Origin of the sequence: Streptomyces sp. NPDC047525 (assembly GCF_040643025.1) — a bacterium.
Lineage (GTDB): Bacteria > Actinomycetota > Actinomycetes > Streptomycetales > Streptomycetaceae > Streptomyces > Streptomyces durmitorensis.
In genome coordinates this window covers 426,671-451,439 of sequence record NZ_JBEYTL010000003.1, presented here as the reverse complement: position 1 = coordinate 451,439, position 24,769 = coordinate 426,671, and the positions used below count along the sequence as shown (strand labels likewise).

The window sequence follows — 24,769 nt, the reverse complement described above, 5'->3', positions numbered from 1 at the left end:
GGCTCCAGCCAGTGGGGGAACCGAATCCGCGAGTGCGCTGCGGAGCGGCTCGGCATCCCCATTCCACATCTGAGGTACCGTCAAAAGTGGTAGCATTTTGGTTGTGTCTAGAGGAGATCGCCGGGAGTCGCTGAACTTGCGCGTCCCCCCGGACTTGAAGAAGCAGGTCGAGGAGTACGCCCACCAGATGGGCATCTCGATCAACGCTGCTGCGTGCGTCCTCCTCGCCGATGCTCTGCGTCTTGAACGCAGGCGCCAGTCGTGATCCGTGCGTACAAGTTCCTCCTGCGCCCCACGGCCCGGCAGACGGTCGTACTGGGCGAGATGCTGCGAGATCACTGTTCGCTCTACAACGGGGCGCTGCAGGAGCGCCGCGACGCCTTCCGGCACGCATCGAAGACCAGCATCCGCTACGGCGACCAGTCCGCCCAGCTTCGCGAAATCCGTGCGTTCGCCCCCGAGAGCCAGGGGCGTTGGTCGTTCTCCAGTCAGCAGGCCACTCTGCGCCGTCTGGACAAAGCGTTCGCGGCGTTCTTTCGCCGCGTCAAGAACGGTGAGACACCGGGCTACCCGCGCTTCAAGGGCGCAGGTCACTTTGACACCGTCACCTTCCCCAAGGATGGGGACGGGTGCCGCTGGAACTCCACCCCGCATGATCCACAGACCCGCGTCCGCCTCCAAGGGGTCGGGCACGTCCGCGTGCATCAGCACCGTCCCGTTCGCGGCGGAGTCAAGACGGTCTCGATCAAACGCGAAGGAAACCGCTGGTACGTCATCCTCGCGTGCGATGAGGTGCCCGCCGAGCAGTTGCCTCCGATCGGTGCGGTCGTCGGCATCGACATGGGCGTCACGCACTTCCTGACCACTTCGGTCGGCGAGCACGTCGCCAATCCGCGCTTCCTCGCAGTGTCGGCCGATGAGCTGGCTGAGGCCCAGCGGCACCTCGCGACCTTCCCCCGGCGCACCAAGCGCCGGACCAAGGCGCACCGGGCCGCAGCGCGAAAGGTCGCCAAGATCCACGCGAGGATCCGGCGCCAGCGCCTGGACCACGCGCACAAGACTGTCCTCACCCTCGTGCGCAACCACGACGTCATCGCGCACGAACGCCTGAACACGGCGGGCATGACCCGCGCCCCCAAGCCCAAGCCCGACCCCGAGCAACCCGGTGTGTTCCTGCCGAACGGTCGGGCGGCGAAGGCTGGACTCAATCGAAGTATTCTCGACGCGGGTTGGGGGGTGTTCCTCGCGATCCTCGCCAACAAGGCTGAAAGTGCCGGTCGGACCGTCATCGCCGTGGACCCCCGCAATACCTCCCGCACCTGCCCGACCTGCGGGCACGTCGCGAAAGGGAACCGTGTTACCCAAGCGAGGTTTCAGTGCGCGGAGTGTGGGTTCGCGGCGAACGCGGACCACGTTGGCGCACTGAACGTCCTGAACAGGGCCGGGCTGGCCCTCTGCGCCGCCGCATAGCCGACGCCGCAGGAAGCCCTCCGCTCCAGCGGTGGGTGGAGTCACACGTCACCTCACGTCGCCGACATGGTCAGCTTGTCGATTCGTATAGCCGATGCCTTGAACTCCGCCGTGCCCGCGATGGGGCAATTGGCCTCGATCGTGAGCTGGTTGGTGTCGACCTCGTCGGGGAAGTGCATGGTCATGAAGGCAAGGCCGGGGCGGAGCCCGGGGTCCACCCACACGGGCGCCGTCACCGCGCCGCGCCGCGACGACACCCGGACCTGCTCGCCGACCACCACCCCGTACCGCTCGGCGTCCTCCGGGCACAGCTCGACGTACTCGCCGCGCCGCAGCGGCGAGGCGAAACTCCCGCTCTGTACACCGGTGTTGTAGGAGTCGAGCCGCCTACCCGTCGTCAGCCGGATCGGATAGGAGTCGTCCGTGAGGTCGACCGGCGGGTCGTGCGCGACGAGCCCGAAGGGCGCGAGCGTGCCGCGCCGCGCGGGGTCCGCGTCCCACAACCTGCCGTGCAGGTACGTCGGTTCGACCCGGTCCTCCGAAGGGCAGGGCCACTGGATGCCCTGGAGGGACTCAAGACGGTCGTACGTCATGCCCCAGTGGTCCGGCGACACCGAGCGCAACTCGTCCCAGACAGCCTGCGCGTCCGCGTACTTCCAGTCGTGGCCCATCCGTTCGGCCAGATCGCAGAGGATGTCGATGTCCTCGCGTGCCTCGCCGGGCGGCCGCAGCGCCTTGCGCACCCGCTGCACGCGCCGTTCGCTGTTGGTCGTCGTGCCGTCGGTCTCCGCCCAGGCGGCGGTCGCCGGGAGCACCACATCGGCCAGCTCGGCGGTCTTCGTGAGGAAGATGTCCTGGACGACGAAGAAGTCCAGGGCCCGCATCCGGCGCATCGCCTGCTCGCTGTCCGCCTCCGACTGCGCGGGGTTCTCGCCGATGCAGTAGACGGCCTTGAGCTCGCCCTCCTCCATCGCCTCGAACATCTCCGTCAGATTCAGCCCGTAGCGCGGCTCGATGACCGTGTCCCAGGCCGTCTCGAACTTCAGCCGCGACTGCGGATCGAGGATGTCCTGGAAGCCGGGCAGGCGGTTGGGGATCGCGCCCATGTCGCCGCCGCCCTGCACGTTGTTCTGGCCGCGCAGCGGCTGCAGACCCGAGCCGTAGCGCCCCACGTGCCCGGTCAGGAGCGAGAGGTTGATCAGCGCGCGGACGTTGTCCGTGCCGTTGTGGTGCTCGGTGATGCCGAGCGTCCAGCACAGCTGCGCCCGCTCGGCGCGTGCGTAGGCGTGCGCCAACTCCTTGATGGCGGCGGCCGGTACGCCCGTCACCTTCTCGGCGAGCGAGAGCGTCCATGGCTCGACCAGGGCCGCGTACTCGTCGAAGCCGGAGGTGGCCCGCTCGACGAACGCCCGGTTGGCCAGGCCCGCGTGGATGATCTCGCGGCCGATCGCGTGCGCCATCGGGATGTCCGTGCCGACGTTCAGGCCGAGCCAGCTCTCCGCCCATTCGGCGGTCTTGGTGCGGCGCGGGTCGACGGCGTACATGCGGGCGCCGTTCCTGATCCCCTTCAGGACGTGCTGGAAGAAGATCGGGTGCGCGAAGCGGGCGTTGGAGCCCCACATCACGATCAGGTCGGTGTGCTCGACCTCCTCGTAGGACGAGGTGCCGCCGCCCGAACCGAAGGCGGCGGAGAGGCCCGCGACGCTCGGTGCGTGGCAGGTGCGGTTGCAGGAGTCGACGTTGTTCGTGCCCATCACCACGCGGGCGAACTTCTGTGCCACGTAGTTCATTTCGTTGGTCGCGCGGGCGCAGGAGAACATCCCGAACGCGCCGCGTGCGGCCTGGAGGCCCGCCGCCGTCCGGGTCAGGGCTTCCTCCCAGGTGGCCCGGCGCAGCGGCTCGTCGCGCGAGTCGCGTACGAGGGGGTGAGTGAGCCGGGCGTACGTCTTGGGCACCCGGTCCCGTTTCCTGCTCATGCCGCGCTCCTCAAGTTCTCGTTCATGCCGCGCTCCTCATGCGGTCGGCCAGCAGATCCGAGATGGCGTGGACCGTACGGAGCGTCGGCACCGGGACCCCGGTGATCTCCGCGAGCTCCACGACGGCCGCGAGCAGCACGTCGAGTTCCAGCGGTTTGCCGCGCTCCAGGTCCTGGAGTGTGGAGGTGCGGTGGTCGCCCACCCGCTCGGCGCCCGCGAGGCGCCGCTCGACGGAGATGTCGGGGCGGCAGCCGAGTGCGGCAGCGACGGCGAGCGTCTCGTTCATCATGATCTCGATGACGCGGCGCGTGCCGCCGTGCAGGCACATCTCGCGCATCGTGGCGCGGGCGAGCGCGCTGATCGGGTTGAAGGAGATGTTGCCGAGCAGCTTGATCCAGATGTCGCCGCGCAGTTCGGGCTCGACCGGGCACTTCAGGCCGCCCGCCTGCATCGCCTCACTGAAGGCGAGACAGCGCTCGGAGCGCGAGCGGTCGGGCTCCCCGATGGAGAACCGGGTGCCTTCCAGGTGCCGGACGACTCCCGGCCCCTCCAGTTCGGTCGCCGCGTAGACCACGCATCCGACGGCCCGCTCGGGCGCGATCACCGCACTGACCGCGCCTTCGGGGTCCACGCTCGTGACGCGGTGGCCGTCGTGCGGGCCGCCGTGCCGGTGGAAGTACCACCAGGGGATGCCGTTCTGGGCAGCGATCACCGCCGTCCTGTCGTGCAGGAGAGGCTCGATCAGCGGCCCGCACGCCGCGTACGAGTTGGCCTTCAGGCCCAGGAAGACGAAGTCGACGGGGCCGATGTCGGCCGGGTCGTCGGTGGCGTGGGCCCGCGCGGTGAAGTCGCCGCGCGGGCTGAGGACACGTACTCCGTGCTGCCTCATGGCCGCCAAATGGGGTCCACGGGCTACGAGATGGACGTCGGCACCGGCGCGGTGCAGCGCGGCTCCGACGTAGGCGCCGATCGCACCGGCGCCGAGGACTGCGACTTTCACGGTGGCGCGCTCCGTTCGGTTGAGGGATCCGAAGAAGGCTCAGGGTCGACGTCGCATGCCGTGACCGTGGCCATCGCATGCCATGACTGTCGATGGAATATTGTCTACAGTATGGAAGTTGGCCCAGCAAGGGGTTGCGCGGCAGATTGCATACCGTCGACGGAATCGCGTCCGCCTCTTCCCAACTCCCCTCTTGCCTTCCTACTGTTCGGGATCATGAGGCCCCCCGTCGCACCTCCGGGATGGAGCCGCTGGCTCGTACCGCCCGCCGCCCTGTCCGTCCACCTCTCCATCGGCCAGGCCTACGCCTGGAGCGTCTTCAAGCCCCCGCTGGAATCAGCGCTCCACCTCAGCGGCACGCAGAGCGCGCTCCCCTTCCAGCTCGGCATCGTGATGCTCGGCCTCTCGGCGGCCTTCGGCGGCACGCTCGTGGAGCGCAACGGACCGCGCTGGGCGATGACGGTCGCCCTCGTCTGCTTCTCGTCCGGCTTCCTGATCGCGGCACTCGGCGCCGCGATCAGCCAGTACTGGCTGATCGTCTTCGGGTACGGCTTCGTCGGCGGCATAGGTCTCGGCATCGGGTACATCTCGCCGGTGTCGACACTGATCAAGTGGTTCCCCGACCGGCCCGGCATGGCGACCGGCATCGCGATCATGGGATTCGGCGGCGGCGCGCTCATCGCGTCACCGTGGTCGGCGCAGATGCTGGACTCCTTCGGCGCGGACTCCGACGGCATCGCGCTCGCCTTCCTGGTGCACGGCCTCACGTACGCCGTCTTCATGGCGCTCGGCGTGCTGCTCGTACGGGTGCCGCGTACGGAAGGGGCGCGGGCGCCCGGTGCTCCCGGTGTGCTCGACGGGCCGCAGGTGTCCGCGCGGGCCGCCGTGCGCACGCCCCAGTTCTGGTGCCTGTGGATCGTGCTCTGCATGAACGTGACCGCGGGCATCGGCATCCTGGAGAAGGCGGCGCCGATGATCACCGACTTCTTCTCGGACACCTCGACGCCGGTCTCCGCGGCCGCCGCCGCGGGCTTTGTCGCCCTGCTCTCCGCCGCGAACATGGCCGGACGCATCGGCTGGTCGTCGACGTCCGACCTGATCGGCCGCAAGAACGTCTACCGCGTCTACCTGGGCGTCGGCGCACTGATGTATCTGCTGATCGTCCTGTTCGGAGACGGCTCGAAACCGCTCTTCATCGTCTGCGCCCTGGTGATCCTCTCCTTCTACGGAGGCGGCTTCGCGACGATCCCCGCGTACCTGAAGGACCTCTTCGGCACCTACCAGGTCGGAGCGATCCATGGCCGGCTCCTCACCGCCTGGTCCACGGCCGGCGTCCTCGGGCCGCTGATCGTGAACTGGGTCGCCGACCGGCAGGAAGAGGCGGGCAAGCACGGGGCGGGGCTCTACGGCCTCTCCCTCACGATCATGATCGGACTCCTTGTCGTCGGCTTCGTGGCGAACGAGTTCGTCCGCCCCGTCCATGCCCGCCACCACATCCCCGCCCCGAGGGAGGCCGCCCATGACGACACCGACCAGCACGCCGCCAAGTAGCCCGCCGCGCCGGCGCGCCCTGATCGTCGGTGCGTGGCTCTGGGTGGGGCTTCCGCTCGCATATGGGGTGTATGAACTCGTACACAAGGCCACTCAGCTCTTCACCGGGTGACCCGATGATGAGAAGTGTCCAAAGCCCACGCCCGATTCCTGTCGCTTTACGCGTCCTGTTACTGGTGAGTCGCTGACCAGACTGGACGGTCCCGCATCTCCGGCAACAAGGGGGACCCGTTCATGCACGGCTCACGCATCGCCGCCGTCGGCCACTACCAGCCCGCCAAGATCCTCACCAACGAGGATCTGGCGGGCATGGTCGACACCAGCGACGAGTGGATCCGCTCCCGCGTGGGCATCCGCACCCGCCACATCGCGGGACCCGAGGAGCCGGTCGACGAGCTCGCGGCGCACGCCGGGGCCAAGGCCGTCGCCGCCGCGGGCCTCGCGCCCGACGCCATCGACCTGGTCCTGGTCGCCACCTCCACCGCGATCGACCGCTCGCCGAACATGGCGGCACGGGTGGCGGCGCGTCTCGGCATCCCCTCCCCGGCCGCCATGGACGTGAACGTGGTCTGCGCGGGCTTCACGCACGCCCTCGCCACCGCCGACCACGCCGTGCGGGCCGGGGCCGCCACGCGTGCGCTCGTGATCGGCGCGGACAAGATGTCCGAGGTGGCCGACTGGACGGACCGCACCACATGCGTCCTGGTCGGGGACGGTGCGGGCGCTGCCGTCGTCGAGGCGTGCGCTCCGGGCGAGGAGCCCGGCATCGGTCCCGTGCTCTGGGGCTCGGTGCCCGAGATGGGCAACGCCGTCCGTATCGAGGGCACGCCTCCGCGGTTCGCGCAGGAGGGCCAGAGCGTCTACCGCTGGGCGACGACGCAGCTGCCGCCGCTCGCCCGCAAGGCCTGCGAGAAGGTCGGTCTCACGCCGGCCGACCTGGCGGCGGTCGTCCTGCACCAGGCCAACCTGCGCATCATCGAGCCCCTCGCCGAGCGGATCGGCGCGGTCAACGCGGTCGTCGCGCGCGATGTCGTGAACTCGGGCAACACCTCAGCGGGCAGCATCCCGCTCGCCCTGTCCAAGCTGGTGGAGCGCGGCGAGATCGTCCACGGCGATCCGGTGCTGCTCTTCGGCTTCGGCGGGAACCTGTCGTACGCGGGCCAGGTCATCCGCTGCCCCTAGCGCGACGGGTCACCGCCGTCGATCCGTGTGACCGGGTCAACTCCCCCTGGTGCTGGTCATTGTGCTCAGTAGACTGTAGACAAAAGGCAATCGTCGAGGAGGGGACCGCGATGTTGTCCACAGGACTGCCGCAGGGGGCGGTGCCCAAGCTGGAACGCCCCGGTCCGCTCCGGGAGCGGGTCTACGAGGCACTGCTCGAACTCATCACGACCCGTGCGCTCCAGCCGGGCCAGCACCTGGTGGAGAGTGAACTGGCCGGGCATCTGGGGGTGTCGCGGCAGCCGGTGCGCGAGGCGCTCCAGCGGCTCAACACCGAGGGCTGGGTCGATCTGCGCCCCGCGCAGGGCGCGTTCGTGCACGAGCCCACCGAGGAGGAGGCGGACCAGCTGCTCACGGTCCGTACGCTCCTGGAGGCGGAGGCCGCCCGGCTCGCCGCGGCCAACACGGGCACGGCGGGGATCACCGCCCTGGAAGAGCTGTGCGCCAAGGGGGAACAGGCCGTCGCGGACGGCGAGGTGGATCTGGTGGTGGCCACGAACGCGGCCTTCCACGCCAAGGTGATGGAGCTCGCGGGCAATGTCGTCCTCGCCGAACTCGCCGGGCAGGTGGACCGCCGCGTGCGCTGGTACTACACGCCCGTGGCCCGCCAGCGCGGCAAGCAGTCCTGGATCGAGCACCGCCGGCTGATCGCGGCGATCGCCGAGCGCGACGAGCGCGGGGCGACGGAGATCATGCGCGCGCACACGGAGCACACGCGGGAGACGTACCACCGTCGAGAGCGCGACGTCTGACGCGTCAGCGCCTCTCCGGTCGAGGACCGCCCGCGCCCGCGTGGTCTGCGCGTGGGCGGTTCGGTTCGACCACCTCTGAGGTCATGCGTGGGACACGTCTGTCCGCCTCTTTGTCCTGTGACTGGAGAAAGTCATGGGTAATTCGTGCTCAACTTCTTCCCACTCCCGGCAGGCGCTGCTACGTTCCCCTCGAAAGACCGACGCGACGGGGAAAATCCGCCGCGGCGGACCGAGTTGGACGACATGAGTTGCCCACTGAGGCGGGGAGGGGCGCGTGAGACGTATGACGGCTCGACCCGCCAATGCGCACCAGGCGCGACTGCTGCGGCTGCTGCGCGACGGAGGGCCCAACTCCCGTGCCCAGCTGGGCGATCAGGTCGACCTCTCGCGGTCGAAGCTGGCCGTCGAGGTGGACCGGCTCCTGGAGACCGGACTCGTGGTCGCCGACGGACTCGCCGCATCGCGCGGCGGCCGCCGCTCCCACAACATCCGCCTGGCCCCCGCCCTCCGCTTCCTCGGCGTGGACATCGGCGCGACCTCGGTCGACGTAGCGGTGACCAATGCCGAGCTTGAGGTCCTCGGCCACATCAACCAGCCCATGGACGTGCGCGAAGGGCCCGTCGCGGTCTTCGAGCAAGTCCTCGCCATGGCCGCCAAGTTGAAGGCCTCCGGACTCGCGGAAGGGTTCGACGGCGCCGGGATCGGCGTCCCGGGTCCCGTCCGCTTCCCCGAAGGCGTCCCGGTCGCCCCGCCGATCATGCCGGGGTGGGACGGCTTCCCCGTGCGGGAGGCCATCAGCCAGGATCTGGGCTGCCCCGTCATGGTCGACAACGACGTGAACCTGATGGCGATGGGGGAGCAGCACGCGGGCGTCGCACGCTCCGTGGGTGACTTCCTCTGCGTCAAGATCGGTACGGGCATCGGCTGCGGGATCGTCGTCGGCGGTGAGGTCTACCGAGGGGTGACCGGCAGCGCGGGCGACATCGGCCACATCCAGGTCGAACCGGACGGACGGCCCTGCGCCTGCGGCAACAAGGGCTGCCTGGAGGCGTACTTCAGCGGCGCGGCACTGGCCCGCGACGCGGAGGACGCCGTCGGTCAGGGGCTCTCCCAGGAGCTCGCGACCCGTCTGGAAGCCGCCGGGAAGCTCAGCGCCGTCGACGTCTCCGCGGCAGCCGCCGCCGGTGACGCCACCGCACTCGACCTCATCCGCGCGGGCGGCAACCGCACAGGACAGGTCATCGCGGGCCTCGTCAGCTTCTTCAACCCGGGCCTCGTGGTGATCGGCGGCGGTGTGACGGGCCTCGGCCACACGCTGCTAGCCGCCATCCGCACCCAGGTCTACCGCCAGTCGCTGCCCCTGGCGACGGGCAACCTCCCCATCGTCCTGGGCGAGTTGGGGCCCACCGCCGGAGTCATCGGCGGCGCCCGGCTCATCAGCGACCACCTGTTCTCACCGGCCTGATCCGTACGCACCACCCGTACCACCTGTACGACCCGTACGACGCCCGGCACCACACCTCACCCAGTACAGCGCGCTGCCTCGCCCTGCTCCGAAACAGGCTCCGCCCCCACGAAGGGGCCACCGCCCTACCCCGCCCTGCCCTGAAACCGGCCTTCCCCAAGCTCTCGACTGCGCTCGACCAGGGGATACCCCATTCGCCCGAGGGACCCGCCATGGCACCAGAACCACCCCTGCTCACCATGTCCGGCATCACCAAGTCGTTCCCCGGCGTCCGCGCTCTGGACGGCGTCGACCTCCAGGTCCAGGCCGGTGAAGTGCACTGCCTCCTCGGCCAGAACGGCGCCGGGAAGTCCACGCTCATCAAGGTCCTCGCCGGGGCGCACCAGCCCGACGGCGGCGAGATCACCTGGCGCGGCGAGCGCACCACGCTCAAGTCGCCCATCGCCGCCATGCGCCTCGGCATCGCCACCATCTACCAGGAGCTCGACCTGGTGGAGGGCCTGTCCGTCGCCGAGAACGTCCACCTCGGACATGAGCCGACCGCGGCCGGCTTCGTCGTGAAGGGCCGCGAGGCGAAGGTCTCGACCTCCGCGCTCCTCAAGCGACTTGGGCACGCAGAGATCGACCCGGGAACGCTCGTGGGTGACCTCTCCGCCGCCCATCAGCAGATCGTGTCGATGGCCCGCGCGCTCTCCCACGAAGTGCGCCTCATCGTCATGGACGAGCCGTCGGCCGCCCTCGACCCGGACGAGGTCGACAACCTCTTCCGCATCGTCGGCGATCTCACGGCGGACGGCGTCGCCGTCGTCTACATCTCCCACCGCCTCGAAGAGATCCGCCGCATCGGCGACCGCGTCACCGTCCTCAAGGACGGCCGGGCGGTCGCGGGCGGACTCCCCGCGAAGGAGACCCCGACCCGCGAGGTCGTCGCCCTGATGACGGGCCGCAACGTCGAGTACGTCTTCCCGGACCGGCCTGTCGAACCGCCCACAGCGGAACCGGTGTTGAAGGTCGCGGGCCTCTCCCGCGCCGGTGAGTTCGAACCCCTCGACCTCGAACTGCGCCCCGGCGAGATCGTCGGCCTTGCCGGACTCGTCGGCTCAGGGCGCTCCGAGATCCTGGAGACCATCTACGGCGCACGCAAGGCGGCCACCGGCCAAGTCACCCTCAGTGGAAAGGTGTTGAAGCCCGGCAGTGTGCGGGCCGCCGTTCGCGCCGGGGTCGGTCTGGCGCCCGAGGAGCGCAAGGCGCAGGCCCTGCTGATGCTGGAGTCCGTCACCAACAATGTGTCGGTCTCCTCCATGTCCCGCTTCTCACGCGGCGGTTGGCTCGACCGGGGCGCCGAGAGGAAGGCCGCGCAGACCGCGACCCGCGAGCTCTCCCTGCGCCCCGACAACCCCTCGGCGCCCGTACGCACGCTCTCCGGCGGCAATCAGCAGAAGGCCGTCCTGGCCCGCTGGCTGCTCCGCGGCTGCCGCGTCCTGCTGCTCGACGAGCCGACCCGCGGCGTGGACGTCGGCGCCCGCGCCGAGCTGTACGCCGTGATCCGACGCCTCGCCGACGACGGCCTCGCCGTCCTCCTCGTCTCCAGTGAAGTGCCCGAAGTCCTCGGCCTCGCCGACCGCGTCCTGGTCCTGCGCGAGGGGCGCGTCGTCCATACGGCGCCCGCCCGTGACCTCGACGAACACCGCGTACTCGACCTCGTACTCGAAGGGAGCCCGGCGTCATGACGCAGCCCGCATCGCCGCCACGGCCCGCCACATCGAAGAGTGGCCCCGCGGACGGCGCAAGCCCGTTGCGGACGCTCTCCGCACGTGCCGACCTGCGGACGCTGTCCCTGCTCGGTGTGCTCGCCGTTCTGGTCCTGATCGGCGGCATCACCCAGCCCGACTCGTTCCTCGACACCGACAACGTCCAGCTGATCCTGACCCAGGCGTCCGTCATCGGCGTCGTCACGGTCGGCATGACCTTCGTGATCATCTCCGGCGGCATCGACCTGTCGGTCGGCGCGATCGTCGCGCTCGCCTCGGTGTGGGCGACGACGGTCGCCACCCAGGAGTACGGCGTCGCGGGCATCCTGTTCACCGCGGTGATCGTCGGCATGGCCTGCGGCCTCGTCAACGGAATGCTCATCGCGTACGGCGGGATGGTGCCGTTCATCGCGACGCTCGCGATGCTCGCATCGGGCCGGGGCCTCGCGCTCGAGATCACCGACGGCAAGACCCAGATGGTCACCGTGGACGGGGTGCTGAAGCTCGGCGAGCGCGACTCCTACATCCTCGGCATCCCGCCGCTCGTGCTCGTCTTCGCGGCCGTCACCGTCGTCGGCTGGCTGCTCCTTAACCGCACCACCTTCGGGCGGCGCTCGGTCGCGGTCGGCGGCAACGCGGAAGCGGCACGGCTCGCCGGCATCGACGTCCGCAGGCAGCGGCTCTACCTCTACCTGCTCTCCGGGCTCTGCTGCGGCATCGCGGCCTTCATGCTGATCGTCCTCTCCGGGTCCGGCCAGAACACCAACGGCAACCTCTACGAGCTCGACGCCATCGCCGCCGCGATCATCGGCGGCACCCTGCTCAGCGGCGGCCGGGGCACCATCACCGGCTCCGTGCTCGGCGTACTGATCTTCATCACGATCCAGAACATCTTCGCGCTCAACAACCTGGAGACCGCCGTCCAGCAGATCGCCAAGGGGGCGATCATCGTCGCCGCGGTGCTCGTCCAGCGACGTACGTCCTCCCATACCTGACCCGCAGACCCGCAGACCGAAGGGTTCACCGCCATGCCAGAGACATCCCCATTCGCGAGCCGCAGAGGACTGCTCTTCGGAGCCGCCGCCCTGTCGACCGGTGCCCTCATCACGGGGTGCACCAGCAACGAGCCCAAGGACGAGGGCTCGGACGACAAGAGCCAGCAGGTCGCCGACGACAAGCCCGGCAAGCAGGTCACCATCGGCTTCGCGGGTCCGCAGGCCGACCACGGCTGGCTCAACGCGATCAACGACAACGCCAAGGAGCGGGCGAAGAAGTACTCGGACGTCACGCTGGAGTCCACCGAGGGCTCGAACGACACCGCCGCCCAGATCGGCCAGGTCGAGACGCTGATCAACAAGAAGGTCGACGTCCTGGTGATCCTGCCGGCCGACGGCAAGGCACTCACCCAGGTCGGCCTGAAGGCCATGAAGGCGGGCATCCCCGTCGTCAACCTCGACCGGGTCTTCGCGTCGCCGCAGGCCTACCGCTGCTGGATCGGCGGCGACAACTACGGCATGGGTCTGAGCGCCGGCCACTACATCGGCGAGAAGCTCAAGGGCAAGAAGAACGCCAAGGTCGTGGAACTGGCGGGCCTGGACAACCTGGAGCTCACCAAGCAGCGCTCGAAGGGCTTCGACGACGCCCTGAAGAACTACTCGAACATCGAGAAGGTCGCCCGCCAGGCCGCCGAGTTCACCGTCGAGTCGGGGCAGCAGAAGATGTCCCAGCTCCTCCAGGCGCAGAAGAACTTCGACGCGCTGTGGAACCACGACGACGACCAGGGCGTGGGCGCCCTGCGCGCCATCAAGCAGGCGGGCCGCGACGACTTCCTGATGGTCGGCGGCGCGGGCGCGCTCTCCGCCATGCAGGCCATCGAGTCCGACGACAGCGTGCTCAAGGCCACCGTGCTCTACCCGCCGTCGATGGCCGCTTCGGCGATCGACCTGGCCCGTGCGCTCGGCCAGAGCAAGGGTGTCAGCGGCATGGCCGAGTTCGAGATCCCGGCGTTCATCACGCTCTACTCGGCCGTGGTCGACAAGGAAAACATCAGCAAGTACATGTCCACCGGCTTCAAGTGATGCGCGCGTCCGCACCCCCCACCGAGCGTTTACGAGGAGGAGTACCGCATGCGTGAGACGGAACACGAGGCTGAGACCGGTAAGCGGCCATTGGGGGTGGGCATGGTCGGATACTCCTTCATGGGCGCCGCCCACTCCCAGGGCTGGCGCACCGTCGGACGCGTCTTCGATCTGCCGCTGCGGCCGGTCCTCTCGGCGGTCTGCGGACGCGACGGCGCCGCCGTGCGCGCCGCGGCGGACCGGCTCGGGTGGGCCGCAGCGGAGACCGACTGGCGTGCACTCGTGGCCCGTGACGACGTCGACATCATCGACATCTGCACCCCCGGTGACAGCCACGCGGAGATCGCGATCGCCGCGCTCGACGCCGGCAAGCACGTGCTGTGCGAGAAGCCGCTCGCCAACACCGTCGAGGAGGCCGAGGCGATGGCCGAGGCCGCCGAACGGGCAAGGGCGCGGGGGCAGGTGGCGATGGTCGGCTTCAACTACCGCCGCGTTCCCGCTCTCGCGCTCGCCCGGCAGATGGTCGCCGACGGCCGGCTCGGCACGCTGCGGCACGTCCGGCTCACCTACCTCCAGGACTGGCTGGTCGACCCCGGCTTCCCGCTGACGTGGCGGCTGCGCAAGGACCGCGCGGGTTCGGGCGCGCTCGGCGACCTGGGCGCGCACATCGTGGACCTCGCGCAGTTCCTGGTGGGGGAGCCGGTGGCGGGCGTCTCGGCGCTGACCGAGACCTTCGTGCGGGAGCGGCCGCTGCTCGACGGGGCGTCGAGCGGGCTCACGGGGGAGGGGAGCACCGCGACCGGCCAGGTGACGGTGGACGACGCCGCGGTCTTCACCGGCCGCTTCCCTTCGGGCGCCCTCGCCTCGTTCGAGGCGACCCGTTTCGCCGCGGGCCGCAAGAACGCGCTGCGGCTCGAACTCAACGGCTCGGACGGCTCGTTGGCCTTCGACCTGGAGCGCCTGAACGAGCTCTCCTTCCACGACCACACGGAGCCCGCCACGTCATCGGGTTTCCGCCGCATCCTGGTGACCGAGCCGGGCCATCCGTACCTGGAGGCCTGGTGGCCGCCGGGTCACGGCCTCGGCTACGAGCACACGTTCGTGCACCAGGCCCGTGACCTGCTGCACGCCATCGCCACCGGCGAGCAGCCCGAACCGTCCTTCGCCGCGGGCCTCTCGGTGCAGCGGGTGCTTTCCGCGGTGGAGGAGAGCGCGGCGAAGAACTCGGTCTACACCCTCGTAGCTGCCACTCCTGTCACGGTCTGAGGAGGACTGTTCATGCCCCGCGACTTCACGCTCTTCACCGGCCAGTGGGCCGACCTGCCGCTTGAGGAGGTCTGCCGCCTCGCCCGCGACTTCGGCTACGACGGTCTCGAACTCGCCTGCTGGGGCGACCACTTCGAGGTCGACAAGGCGCTGAACGACCGTTCCTACCTGGACTCGCGCCGCCAGCTCCTCGACAAGTACGGCCTCAAGTGCTGGGCCATCTCCAACCACCTGGTCGGGCAGGCCGTCTGTGACGCGATCATCGACGAGCGGCATCAGGCGATCCTGCCCGCCCGCATCTGGGGCGACGGCGACGCGGAGGGCGTACGGCAGCGGGCCGCCCGCGAGATCGAGGACACGGCACGCGCGGCGGCGGCCTTCGGCGTCGACACGGTCGTCGGCTTCACCGGCTCGGCGATCTGGCACCTGGTGGCGATGTTCCCGCCCGTGCCGGAGTCGATGATCGAGCGCGGCTACGAGGACTTCGCCGAGCGCTGGAACCCGATCCTGGACGTCTTCGACGTACAGGGCGTGCGCTTCGCGCACGAGGTGCACCCCTCCGAGATCGCGTACGACTACTGGACGACGCACCGCGCCCTTGAGGCGGTCGGCCACCGCCCGGCCTTCGGCCTGAACTTCGACCCCTCGCACTTCGTGTGGCAGGACCTGGACCCGGTCGGTTTCCTCTACGACTTCCGGGACCGGATCTACCACGTCGACTGCAAGGAGGCCAGGCGCCGCCTCGACGGCCGCAACGGCCGCCTGGGCTCGCACCTCCCGTGGGGCGATCCGCGGCGCGGCTGGGACTTCGTGTCGGCGGGCCACGGGGACGTGCCCTGGGAGGACGTGTTCCGGATGCTGAGCTCGATCTCCTACGCGGGTCCGATCTCGGTGGAGTGGGAGGACGCGGGGATGGACCGCCTCCAGGGGGCTCCGGAGGCGCTCAAGCGCCTGAAGGCGTTCGACTTCGAGCCGCCGACGGCGTCGTTCGACGCGGCGTTCGGCGGGAACTGACCTCTGCCCACGGGGCCTTGGCCGGGAAGCCCTCGCCCGGAGTCACTTTGTCCTGCCCAAGGAAAAAGCTGAACTCTGTTGCTGTGCAAGGGCTTTCCGTCCAAGACAAACGTGGCTACCGTCCCTGATGTGTACAGGACATGAATCTCCCGGGGTGACGGCGCACCCCGGCGCCCGGCGCCACCGCACCACACCCGCGTACGACCGTCCCCCTTCCGGAGGAACCCCCGTGCACAGGAAACGCCTGAGACTCCGCAAGACCCTCGCGCTCTTCACCGGCACCCTGCTGGCCGGTGCCACGCTCACCCTCGCCGTCCCCACCGCGAACGCCGCCGACCCGGAGGCCGTCCGCGCCGCCCAGGCCCAGGCGGACAAGGCGGCAGGCGGCAAGGCCGCCGCGGCCGAGGACTTCCAGCAAGTGACGCTCGCCAAGGGCGAGACCGAGACGGGCGAGCCGATGACACTCGCCGTCCTGCCCGACCGCTCGGTCCTGCACACCTCCCGCGACGGCACACTCCGGCTCACCGACGCCGCGGGCAACACGAAGATCGCGGGCAAGATACCGGTCTACTCGCACGACGAAGAGGGCCTCCAAGGCGTGGGCCTCGACCCGAAGTTCAGCGAGAACCGCGCGATCTACCTCTACTACGCGCCCCCGCTCGACACCCCGGCGGGCGACGCCCCGGAGACCGGCACGGCCGACGACTTCAAGAAGTTCGACGGCGTCAACCGCCTCTCCCGCTTCGTCCTGAAGACCGACGGCACCCTGGACAACGCCAGCGAGAAGAAGGTCCTCGACGTCCCCGCGAGCCGCGGCATCTGCTGCCACGTCGGCGGCGACATCGACTTCGACAAGGACGGCAACCTCTACCTCTCGACGGGCGACGACTCCAACCCCTTCGCCTCGGACGGCTTCTCGCCCCTCGACGAGCGCGCGGACCGCAACCCCGCCTTCGACGCTCGCCGCAGCGCCGGCAACAGCAACGACCTGCGCGGCAAGATCCTGCGCATCAAGGTCGCCGACGACGGTACGTACACCGTCCCGGACGGCAACCTCTTCGCGCCGGGCACCGAGAAGACCAAGCCCGAGATCTACGCGATGGGCTTCCGCAACCCCTTCCGCATGAGCGTCGACAAGCCCACCGGCACGGTGTACGTCGGTGACTACGGACCCGACGCGGGCGCGGCCGACCCCAAGCGCGGCCCCGCGGGCCAGGTCGAGTTCGCCCGCGTGACCAAGCCGGGCAACTTCGGCTGGCCGTACTGCACCGGCAAGAACGACGCGTACATCGACTACGACTTCGCCACGCAGACCTCCGGCGCCGCCTTCGACTGCGCCGCGCCGAAGAACACTTCCGTACGCAACACCGGCCTGACCGACCTGCCGGCCGCGCAGGAAGCCTGGATCCCCTACGACGGCGGATCCGTCCCCGAGTTCGGCACCGGCTCCGAGTCCCCGATGGGCGGCCCCGTCTACCGCTACGACGCGGCCAACACCTCCCCGGTGAAGTTCCCGGAGGCCTACGACGGCGACTTCTTCGCCGGCGAGTTCGGACGGCGCTGGATCAAGCGCATCGAGCAGGGCGCGGACGGCACGGTCTCGAAGATCAACCCGTTCCCGTGGACGGGCACGCAGATCATGGACATGGAGTTCGGCCCCGACGGCGCCCTTTACGTCCTCGACTACGGCACGGCATGGTTCGGCGGCGACGAGAACTCCGGTCTCTTCCGCATCGAGAACGCCACCGACGGCCACTCCCCGGTCGTCGAGGCGAGCGCCTCCGTGACCAGCGGCCAGGCCCCGCTCAAGACCAAGTTCACCGCGAAGGCCACGGACGCCGACGGCGGCACGCTGACCTACGCCTGGGACTTCGGTGACGGCGGCAAGTCGACCCAGCAGAACCCCTCGTACACGTACAAGAAGAACGGCGTCTACACCGCGACCGTGACCGTCAAGGACTCCACCGGGCGCACAGGATCGGCCAGCGCGCACGTCACCGTCGGCAACACCGCGCCCAAGGTGACCCTGGAACTCCCGGGTGACGGGCAGCTGTTCACCTTCGGCGACAAGGTGCCCTTCAAGGTGAAGGTGACCGACAAGGAAGACGGCCCGATCGACTGCACCAAGGTCAAGGTCACCCACATCCTCGGCCACGACAGCCACGGCCACCCGGTGACCACGGCCAACGGCTGCGAGGGCACCCTCCAGACGTCGGCGGACGGCGAGCACGACCCGAACGCCAACATCTTCGGGGTCTTCGACGCCGAGTACACCGACAAGGGCGCCAACGGCCAGCCCGCGCTGACCACGCACGACCAGAACGTCGTCCAGCCCAAGCACCGCCAGGGCGAGCACTACGACGGCTCCAAGGGTGTCTCCATCACCAACCACACTCCGGCGCACGGCGGCAAGACGGTCGGCGACATCAACAACGGCGACTGGATCTCCTTCAAGCCCTACATCCTCGGCAATGCCACCAAGCTGACCGCGCGCGTCGCGTCGGCGGGCACGGGCGGCACGCTCGAGGTCCGCAGCGGCTCGGCCACCGGCAAGCTCCTGGGCAAGGCCAAGGTCGCGCCGACCGGCGGGTGGGAGACCTACACCGACGTGAGCACCGCCATCAGCAAGGCACCGAAGACGACGACGACGCTCTTCCTGGTCTTCAAGGGATCGGGCACCGGAGCCCTGTACGACGTCGACGACTTCACCTTCACCACGAGCTGAGGAAGGGGTCACCATGCGCGCATCCGCACGGATCGCCACCGCGAGCGCCGCCGCCGCTCTGCTCATCGGCTGTGTGTCGGGCCCCGCGGCATCGAAGCCGGAGGGCAAGCAGGAGGGGGAGAAGGTCCTGGTCTTCTCGAAGACCGCGGGCTTCCGCCACGACTCCATCCCCGAGGGCATCGCGGCCATCAAGGAGCTCGGCGCGGCGAACGGCTTCGCCGTCGACGCGACCGAGGACGCCGGGGCCTTCACGGCCAAGAACCTCGCGCGCTACGACGCCGTGGTCTGGCTCTCGACGACGGGCGACGTCCTCAACGCCGCCCAGCAGAGCGCCTTCGAGGGCTACATCAAGAAGGGCGGCGGGTACGTGGGCGTGCACGCCGCCGCCGACACCGAGTACGACTGGCCCTTCTACGGCGGGCTCGCGGGCGCGTACTTCCAGTCGCACCCCGCGATCCAGCCCGCGAAGGTGCGGGTCGAGGACCACGGGCACCCGTCCACGGCGCATCTGCCGGGGATCTGGGACCGGACCGACGAGTGGTACAACTACCGCTCCAATCCCCGGGACCGTGCCCACGTCCTCGCCTCGCTCGACGAGTCGTCCTACACGGGCGGCTCGATGTCGGGCGACCATCCCATCGCCTGGTGCCAGGACTACAAGGGTGGCCGCTCCTTCTACACGGGCAGCGGCCACACCAAGGAGTCGTTCGCCGATCCCGCGTACCGCACGCATCTGCTCGGCGGGATCCGCTGGGCGACGGGCGCGGCGCAGGCCGACTGCCGTCCGGAGAAGGGGTACACCCCCGTCTTCGACGGCACGGCCAAGTCCCTCGAGGCCTGGAAGCAGGCGGGCCCCGGCTCGTTCGAGCTGAACGAGCAGGACGGGACCCTGAAGACCGTCGGCGGCATGGGCATGCTCTGGTACGGGGCGAAGGAGCTCGGCTCCTACTCCCTCAAGCTGGACTGGCGCATGGACGGCGACGACAACTCGGGGATCTTCGTGGGCTTCCCGGCCTCCGACGACCCCTGGTCGGCCGTGAACAACGGCTATGAGATCCAGATCGACGCCACGGACGTTCCGGAGAAGACCACCGGCTCCGTCTACGGATTCAAGTCCGCCGACCTGAAGCAGCGCGACAAGGCGCTGAATCCGCCGGGGGAGTGGAACACCTACGAGCTCCGGGTCGAGGGCGAACGCCTTCGGATCTATCTCAACGGAGTGAAGATCAACGACTTCACCAACACGGATCCCGCGAGGAGCCTGAAGGACGGTCACATCGGCATCCAGAACCACGGTGCCGACGACCAGGTCTCCTTCCGTGACATCCGGGTGAAGGACCTGCCGGCCCGCACCGCGTCCGGCGTGGGCCGCTAGACGGCGGCGGGCGGAGGACGCCGGACCTCCGCCCGCCGTCTTTACTTCCGTCAGCCGTCTCTCTTCCCCGTCTTTCTTCCCCAGCGCGATCGCCGCGTGTACGACAGGAGGCAGCCGTGTCCCATTCCCCTTCCTCTGGTTCTTCTGGTTCTTCTGGCTCATCTGGTTCTTCGGGTGGCGGGCCGACCGGGGTGTGGCTGATCGGAGCGCGTGGTTCGGTCGCCACGACGGCGGTCGCGGGGTGCGCGGCCGTGACGGCCGGGCTGCACCCGCCGACCGGCATGGTCACGGAGACCGGGCCGTTCGCCGACAGCGGTCTGCCAACGTTGTCTTCGCTCGTCTTCGGCGGCCACGACGTGATGGAGTGCCCGCTGCCCAAGCGGGCGGAGCAGCTGGCCGCCGGGGGTGTGCTGCCGCACGGCGTGCCGTCCGCGGTGGCCGCCGAACTGGCCGCCGCGGACGCGGAGATCCGCGCGGGCGGGCCGCGCCGCGGGGACTCCGACGGCAGGACGGACGAGGAACTGATCGAGTCCTTCGCCGCCGACCTCCGCGATTTCGTACGTCGCCGGGGGCTCGCCCGTGCGGTGGTCGTGAACGTGGCGTCGACGGAACCGCTGCCGGAGGAGGGCGAAGGGAGGCTGCCCGCAAGCTCGCTCTACGCGGCCGCGGCGCTGCGGGCGGGCTGCCCGTACGTGAACTTCACCCCGTCAACGGGACTGCACCACCCGGACCTTGCCTCGGCGGCCGCCTCGTCCGGGCTTCCCTACGCGGGCCGGGACGGCAAGACGGGCCAGACGCTCCTGCGCTCGGTCCTCGGCCCGATGTTCGCCCAGCGTGCGCTCGCGGTCCGCGCCTGGTCGGGCACGAACCTCCTGGGCGGCGGTGACGGCGCGGCCCTCGCGGACCCGGCCGCGGCGGCGGCGAAGAACGCGGGCAAGGAGCGGGTCCTCGCGGACACGTTGGGCTCCGCCCCCGAGGGCGAGGTCCACATCGACGACGTCCCGTCGCTCGGCGACTGGAAGACCGCCTGGGACCACATCGCGTTCGACGGCTTCCTCGGCGCGCGGATGGTCCTGCAGACGACCTGGCAGGGCTGCGACTCGGCCCTCGCGGCGCCGCTGATCCTGGACCTGGCCCGCTTGCTGGCCCGCGCCCACGAAAGGGGGCTTTCCGGGCCCTTGGGGGAGCTGGGCTTCTACTTCAAGGACCCGGACGACGGCTCTTCGTCGGCCCTCGCCGAGCAGTACGAGGCGCTTGTCGGGTTCGCTTCTCGGCTGCGGGGGGTGGGTGCGTGAGGGTCGGGAGTGCGGTCGCTTCGGCTGAGGGCTCAGATTCCGTCGAGGGCTCAGGTTCCGTGTCCGGACCGGGGAGCCGGGGCGGTGTCCCTCTCGGCTCCGGCCGTGCCTGGGCCGAACTGCTGCGTGTCTCCGCCCTGTTCACCGTCCCCGGCGACGCACTCGCCGGGGCGGCGGCGACGGGGCTGCGCCCCAACCGCCGCACGGTCCTCGCCATCGCCGCCTCTCTCTCCCTGTACGAGGCGGGCATGGCCCTCAACGACTGGGCCGACCGGGCGGAGGACGCGATCGAGCGCCCGCACCGCCCGTTGCCGTCCGGCCGCATCGCCCCGGCGGCCGCACTGGGCGCGGCGGCGGCTCTGACGGCAGGAGGCCTGGCCCTGGCCGCGGGCGCGGGACGCCCCGCTCTGACGGTGGCGAGCGGCTTGGCGGCCACGGTGTGGGCGTACGACCTGGGCCTGAAGCACACTCCGGCAGGCCCGGTGGCCATGGCGGCGGCCCGCTCCCTGGACCTGCTCCTGGGGGCGGCGGCCACGTCGGCGGGGACATCGCCGGGGGAGGGGAGGGCGAAGCCCCGGGGAAGGCTCGCGACCACTCGCCCCGGCGCCGGGGCAGGCCTCCGCGCGGCGGTTCCCACGGCCCTCGTCCTGGGCGCCCACACCCTCGCGGTGACGGCGGTCTCGCGCCGCGAGGCACAGGGCGGCTCCACGGCGGCACCCCTGTGCGCGCTCGCGGCGACAGTGGCGCTGGCGCAACTGCTGGCCCGGAGCGGCAGGGGCGGTGCCTGTCGCGGGGCGGGTGCCGGGGCCGGAACAGGCACCAGCGCCTGGGCAGGCTCCGGTTCTGGAACTGGCACCGGCTTCGGAGCAGGAACTGACCTCGGTACCGGCAGCGGAGTCCGCACCGGCACCTCTCAACTCCCGGTAGGCCGCGGCGCAGCAGCCACCCGCGGCCTACCGGGCTCCACCAGTGGGCAGCCAGCGCCGGGCGCCCTGGCTGCCGCCTCTGAGGTTGCCTCGGTGCTCGCCCCCGCGGGCCGACGGGCGGGTCGACCAGCGAGCCGCGCCTGGCCCCCCGGCGGCGTGCCGGGCTCGGCCACGGGGCGTCCCGTGGGCTCGGGCGGCCCCGGCAGCGACTGGCGGACCGGTGCACGCGGTGCCGTCCAGGCCGCGCTGGCCGCCACCTACGCGGTCACCGCCGCACGGCCCCTCTTCCATGCCGCGCTCAACCCGTCGCCGCAGCTCACCCAGCGGGCCGTGGGTGGCGGCATCCGCGCCATGATCCCGCTCCAGGCCGCACTCTCCGCCCGGACGGGCGCCCTGGGCTCCGCGCTGCTGACCGCCGCGCTGGCCCCGGCGGCCCGTAAGTTCGGCCGGAAGGTGAGCGTCACATGACGGGACCTGCTCACGTGACGGGGGCTCCGTCCCCCTTCCGCTTCGGCTACGGCACCAACGGGCTGACCGACCTCCGCCTCGACGACGCCCTCGGCCTCCTCGCCGACCTCGGCTACGCGGGCGTCGGCCTCACCCTCGACCACATGCACCTCGACCCGCTCGCCCCCGACCTCGCCGCCCGCACCCGCCACGTGGCCCGCAGCCTGGAGCGGCTCGGTCTGACGGCGACGATCGAGACCGGCGCCCGCTACGTCCTCGACCCACGCCGCAAGCACGGCCCCTCGCTCCTGGACCCCGACCCGGACGCGCGCGCCGCCCGTGTCCGCCTGCTGATCCGTGCCGTCCAGGTCGCCGCCGACCTCGGTGCCCACGCCGTGCACTGCTTCAGCGGCATCACCCCCGAAGGCACCTCCGAGGACACCGCCTGGCAGCGGCTCGCCGAAGCCATCGGTCCCGTCCTTGACGCCGCGTCCGGCGCCGCCGTGCCCCTGGCCATCGAACCCGAACCCGGCCACCTCCTCTCCACGCTCGCCGACTTCCACCGGCTCCGTCACGAACTGGGCGATCCCCGGCTCCTCGGCCTCACCCTCGACATCGGCCACTGCCAGTGCCTGGAACCGCAGCCGCCCGCCGACTGCGTGCGCGCCGCCGCCCCTTGGCTCCGGCACGTCCAGATCGAGGACATGCGCCGAGGCGTCCACGAACACCTCCCGTTCGGGGACGGAGAGATCGACTTCCCGCCCGTCCTCGAAGCCCTCGCCGCCACCGGCTACCAGGGCCTCACCGTCGTCGAACTGCCCCGCCACTCCCACGCGGGCCCCCAACTCGCCTCCCGGTCGATCGAGTTCCTGAACAAGGCGGCGACCGAAGCGATGAGTACGGCCCCGGCCAGAGGAGGAACCCCGTGACTCAGACCGCCGTCATCGACGACCTCCGCACCCGCCTCGAAGCCGCCCTCGACGGGGCAGCCCGCGCCTGGCTCGACCAGGCCACGGCGGAGGCCGCCGCCCACCGCGGACGACCGGAGCAACGCCCGGCTCCCCTCTGGGAGCTGCGCTTCGCCGAGGCCGGGCGACGCTGCGGCCAGGACCACGCCGACGCCGCCCGCGTGCTGCTCCTGCACACGGCCGAAGCGGACCCGGCCACCCTCACCCGCGTCTACGAACAAGGCACCGCGGCCGAGCGCCGAGCCGTCCTGCTCGCCCTGCCCCACCTGGTCGAGGGGCCTCAGACGCTGCCCCTGGTCGAGGACGCCCTGCGCACCAACGACACCCGGCTCGTCGCCGCCGCCGTCGGTCCGTACGCAGCCCGGCACCTCGCCCCGCACGACTGGCGCCACGCGGTGCTCAAGTGCCTGTTCACCGGCGTCCCCGTGGAAGCCGTCGCCGACCTCGACCGCCGCGCCCGCGCCGACGCCGAGCTCGCCCGCATGCTCGGCGACTACGCCGGCGAACGCACTGCCGCCGGTCGCACCGTCCCCAGCGATCTGCACCGCGTCCTGGCCCTGGCCGCCCCTACGGCCCCCTCGGCCGCAGCGGTGTCCCCGGCCCCCGCGACCCCTTCCACCGGCGAGGAGCAGGAGTCCTGATGCGCATCTTCGACCCCCACATCCACATGACGTCCCGCACCACCGACGACTACCAGGCCATGTACGCCGCAGGCGTCCGCGCCGTCGTCGAGCCCGCGTTCTGGCTGGGCCAGCCCCGCACCTCCCCGGCCTCCTTCTTCGACTACTTCGACTCCCTGCTCGGCTGGGAGCCCTTCCGCGCGGCCCAGTACGGCATCGCCCACCACTGCACCATCGCCCTCAACCCCAAAGAGGCGAACGACCCCCGCTGCACCCCGGTCATCGACGAGCTGCCCCGCTATCTCGTCAAGGACAACGTCGTGGCCGTCGGCGAGATCGGCTACGACTCCATGACCCCCGCCGAGGACGCCGCGTTCGCCGCCCAGCTCCAGCTCGCCGCCGACCACGAGCTGCCGGCCCTCGTCCACACCCCGCACCGCGACAAGCTCGCGGGCATGCGCCGCACCCTCGATGTGGTCAGGGAGTCCGCGCTGCCCCTGGAGCGGGTCCTTGTCGACCATCTCAACGAGACCACGGTCAAGGAGGCCAAGGACAGCGGATGCTGGCTCGGCTTCTCCGTCTATCCCGAGACCAAGATGGACGAGGACCGGATGGTCGCCATCCTGCGCGACCACGGAACCGAGCGGGTCCTGGTCAACTCGGCCGCCGACTGGGGCAAGAGCGACCCGCTCAAGACCCGCAAGGTCGCCGACGCCATGCTCGCCTCCGGATTCACCGAGGACGACGTCGACCTGGTGCTCTGGCGCAACCCCGTCGCCTTCTACGGACTCAGCGGCCGCCTCGCGCTCGATGTCACGGACACCGAAGCCACCCACGAGGGCAACTCCATCCTCCGCGGCGGGGCGTGA

The 24,769-nt window shown here is 70.4% G+C and carries 20 protein-coding genes; 18 read left to right on the top strand and 2 right to left on the bottom strand.

Annotated features, from left to right (window positions below):
• Window positions 1-136 precede the first annotated feature (136 nt).
• On the top strand, window positions 137-265 hold the full coding sequence (locus ABZ833_RS10960; RefSeq protein ID WP_361044101.1) for a hypothetical protein: 129 nt from the start codon (window positions 137-139) through the stop codon (window positions 263-265).
• On the top strand, window positions 262-1,470 hold the full coding sequence (locus ABZ833_RS10955) for a transposase (RefSeq protein ID WP_361044098.1): 1,209 nt from the start codon (window positions 262-264) through the stop codon (window positions 1,468-1,470). The genes ABZ833_RS10960 and ABZ833_RS10955 overlap by 4 nt, the downstream gene beginning before the upstream one ends.
• A gap of 53 nt (window positions 1,471-1,523) precedes the next feature.
• Here the strand turns inward: ABZ833_RS10955 and ABZ833_RS10950 are convergent, their stop codons facing one another.
• Both ABZ833_RS10950 and ABZ833_RS10945 read right to left on the bottom strand, forming a co-directional pair.
• A complete protein-coding gene (locus ABZ833_RS10950) occupies window positions 1,524-3,446 on the bottom strand; it encodes a molybdopterin-dependent oxidoreductase (RefSeq protein WP_361044095.1) in 1,923 nt (640 codons plus the stop codon).
• Window positions 3,447-3,468: 22 nt separating this feature from the next.
• Complete coding sequence (locus ABZ833_RS10945; protein ID WP_361044092.1) at window positions 3,469-4,446, bottom strand: 2-dehydropantoate 2-reductase; 978 nt, start codon at window positions 4,444-4,446, stop codon at window positions 3,469-3,471.
• A 216-nt stretch (window positions 4,447-4,662) separates the two neighbouring features.
• On the opposite strand from ABZ833_RS10945, the gene ABZ833_RS10940 reads away from it, so the two are divergent.
• The 16 genes from ABZ833_RS10940 to ABZ833_RS10865 all read left to right on the top strand — a co-directional run bounded on the left by ABZ833_RS10940 (window position 4,663) and on the right by ABZ833_RS10865 (window position 24,769).
• Entirely contained in the window at window positions 4,663-5,997 is a 1,335-nt protein-coding gene (locus ABZ833_RS10940) for an OFA family MFS transporter (protein WP_361044089.1), read from the top strand.
• A gap of 234 nt (window positions 5,998-6,231) precedes the next feature.
• Window positions 6,232-7,179 (top strand): beta-ketoacyl-ACP synthase III, encoded by a 948-nt coding sequence (locus tag ABZ833_RS10935; protein ID WP_361044086.1) that lies wholly within the window; start codon window positions 6,232-6,234, stop codon window positions 7,177-7,179.
• A 110-nt stretch (window positions 7,180-7,289) separates the two neighbouring features.
• Window positions 7,290-7,970 (top strand): GntR family transcriptional regulator, encoded by a 681-nt coding sequence (locus ABZ833_RS10930; RefSeq protein ID WP_361044083.1) that lies wholly within the window; start codon window positions 7,290-7,292, stop codon window positions 7,968-7,970.
• A gap of 283 nt (window positions 7,971-8,253) precedes the next feature.
• Window positions 8,254-9,435, top strand: coding sequence for an ROK family transcriptional regulator (locus tag ABZ833_RS10925; protein WP_249586653.1), 1,182 nt, complete (start codon window positions 8,254-8,256; stop codon window positions 9,433-9,435).
• A gap of 212 nt (window positions 9,436-9,647) precedes the next feature.
• Entirely contained in the window at window positions 9,648-11,165 is a 1,518-nt protein-coding gene (locus ABZ833_RS10920) for a sugar ABC transporter ATP-binding protein (RefSeq protein ID WP_361044080.1), read from the top strand.
• Window positions 11,162-12,181, top strand: coding sequence for an ABC transporter permease (locus tag ABZ833_RS10915; protein ID WP_361044077.1), 1,020 nt, complete (start codon window positions 11,162-11,164; stop codon window positions 12,179-12,181). Before ABZ833_RS10920 ends, ABZ833_RS10915 begins: the two co-directional genes overlap by 4 nt.
• A gap of 33 nt (window positions 12,182-12,214) precedes the next feature.
• On the top strand, window positions 12,215-13,264 hold the full coding sequence (locus tag ABZ833_RS10910; protein WP_361044074.1) for a substrate-binding domain-containing protein: 1,050 nt from the start codon (window positions 12,215-12,217) through the stop codon (window positions 13,262-13,264).
• A 48-nt stretch (window positions 13,265-13,312) separates the two neighbouring features.
• Window positions 13,313-14,530: a Gfo/Idh/MocA family oxidoreductase gene (locus ABZ833_RS10905; protein ID WP_361044071.1), complete on the top strand. Its 1,218-nt coding sequence runs from the start codon at window positions 13,313-13,315 to the stop codon at window positions 14,528-14,530.
• A 12-nt stretch (window positions 14,531-14,542) separates the two neighbouring features.
• Window positions 14,543-15,544: a sugar phosphate isomerase/epimerase family protein gene (locus tag ABZ833_RS10900; RefSeq protein ID WP_361044069.1), complete on the top strand. Its 1,002-nt coding sequence runs from the start codon at window positions 14,543-14,545 to the stop codon at window positions 15,542-15,544.
• Window positions 15,545-15,773: 229 nt separating this feature from the next.
• A complete protein-coding gene (locus tag ABZ833_RS10895; protein WP_361044067.1) occupies window positions 15,774-18,269 on the top strand; it encodes a PQQ-dependent sugar dehydrogenase in 2,496 nt (831 codons plus the stop codon).
• Between the two features lie 13 nt (window positions 18,270-18,282).
• Complete coding sequence (locus ABZ833_RS10890; RefSeq protein WP_361044064.1) at window positions 18,283-19,644, top strand: ThuA domain-containing protein; 1,362 nt, start codon at window positions 18,283-18,285, stop codon at window positions 19,642-19,644.
• Between the two features lie 191 nt (window positions 19,645-19,835).
• On the top strand, window positions 19,836-20,939 hold the full coding sequence (locus ABZ833_RS10885) for an inositol-3-phosphate synthase (RefSeq protein ID WP_361044061.1): 1,104 nt from the start codon (window positions 19,836-19,838) through the stop codon (window positions 20,937-20,939).
• A 59-nt stretch (window positions 20,940-20,998) separates the two neighbouring features.
• Complete coding sequence (locus tag ABZ833_RS10880; RefSeq protein ID WP_361044058.1) at window positions 20,999-22,333, top strand: SCO3242 family prenyltransferase; 1,335 nt, start codon at window positions 20,999-21,001, stop codon at window positions 22,331-22,333.
• The gene (locus tag ABZ833_RS10875) at window positions 22,330-23,241 is read left to right on the top strand and encodes a sugar phosphate isomerase/epimerase family protein (RefSeq protein ID WP_361044056.1); all 912 of its coding nucleotides are present in this window, start codon (window positions 22,330-22,332) and stop codon (window positions 23,239-23,241) included. The genes ABZ833_RS10880 and ABZ833_RS10875 overlap by 4 nt, the downstream gene beginning before the upstream one ends.
• Window positions 23,238-23,921: an EboA domain-containing protein gene (locus tag ABZ833_RS10870; RefSeq protein ID WP_361044053.1), complete on the top strand. Its 684-nt coding sequence runs from the start codon at window positions 23,238-23,240 to the stop codon at window positions 23,919-23,921. The genes ABZ833_RS10875 and ABZ833_RS10870 overlap by 4 nt, the downstream gene beginning before the upstream one ends.
• On the top strand, window positions 23,921-24,769 hold the full coding sequence (locus ABZ833_RS10865; protein WP_361044050.1) for a TatD family hydrolase: 849 nt from the start codon (window positions 23,921-23,923) through the stop codon (window positions 24,767-24,769). Before ABZ833_RS10870 ends, ABZ833_RS10865 begins: the two co-directional genes overlap by 1 nt.

What these genes read in the sequence shown, in the direction of transcription:
- ABZ833_RS10950 (WP_361044095.1), bottom strand. Translation starts at nt 3,446, where the DNA reads ATGAGCAGGAAACGGGACCGGGTGCCCAAGACGTACGCCCGGCTCACT.
- ABZ833_RS10940 (WP_361044089.1), top strand. Translation starts at nt 4,663, where the DNA reads ATGAGGCCCCCCGTCGCACCTCCGGGATGGAGCCGCTGGCTCGTACCG.
- ABZ833_RS10935 (WP_361044086.1), top strand. Translation starts at nt 6,232, where the DNA reads ATGCACGGCTCACGCATCGCCGCCGTCGGCCACTACCAGCCCGCCAAG.
- ABZ833_RS10930 (WP_361044083.1), top strand. Translation starts at nt 7,290, where the DNA reads ATGTTGTCCACAGGACTGCCGCAGGGGGCGGTGCCCAAGCTGGAACGC.
- ABZ833_RS10925 (WP_249586653.1), top strand. Translation starts at nt 8,254, where the DNA reads ATGACGGCTCGACCCGCCAATGCGCACCAGGCGCGACTGCTGCGGCTG.
- ABZ833_RS10920 (WP_361044080.1), top strand. Translation starts at nt 9,648, where the DNA reads ATGGCACCAGAACCACCCCTGCTCACCATGTCCGGCATCACCAAGTCG.
- ABZ833_RS10915 (WP_361044077.1), top strand. Translation starts at nt 11,162, where the DNA reads ATGACGCAGCCCGCATCGCCGCCACGGCCCGCCACATCGAAGAGTGGC.
- ABZ833_RS10910 (WP_361044074.1), top strand. Translation starts at nt 12,215, where the DNA reads ATGCCAGAGACATCCCCATTCGCGAGCCGCAGAGGACTGCTCTTCGGA.
- ABZ833_RS10905 (WP_361044071.1), top strand. Translation starts at nt 13,313, where the DNA reads ATGCGTGAGACGGAACACGAGGCTGAGACCGGTAAGCGGCCATTGGGG.
- ABZ833_RS10900 (WP_361044069.1), top strand. Translation starts at nt 14,543, where the DNA reads ATGCCCCGCGACTTCACGCTCTTCACCGGCCAGTGGGCCGACCTGCCG.
- ABZ833_RS10890 (WP_361044064.1), top strand. Translation starts at nt 18,283, where the DNA reads ATGCGCGCATCCGCACGGATCGCCACCGCGAGCGCCGCCGCCGCTCTG.
- ABZ833_RS10875 (WP_361044056.1), top strand. Translation starts at nt 22,330, where the DNA reads ATGACGGGACCTGCTCACGTGACGGGGGCTCCGTCCCCCTTCCGCTTC.
- ABZ833_RS10865 (WP_361044050.1), top strand. Translation starts at nt 23,921, where the DNA reads ATGCGCATCTTCGACCCCCACATCCACATGACGTCCCGCACCACCGAC.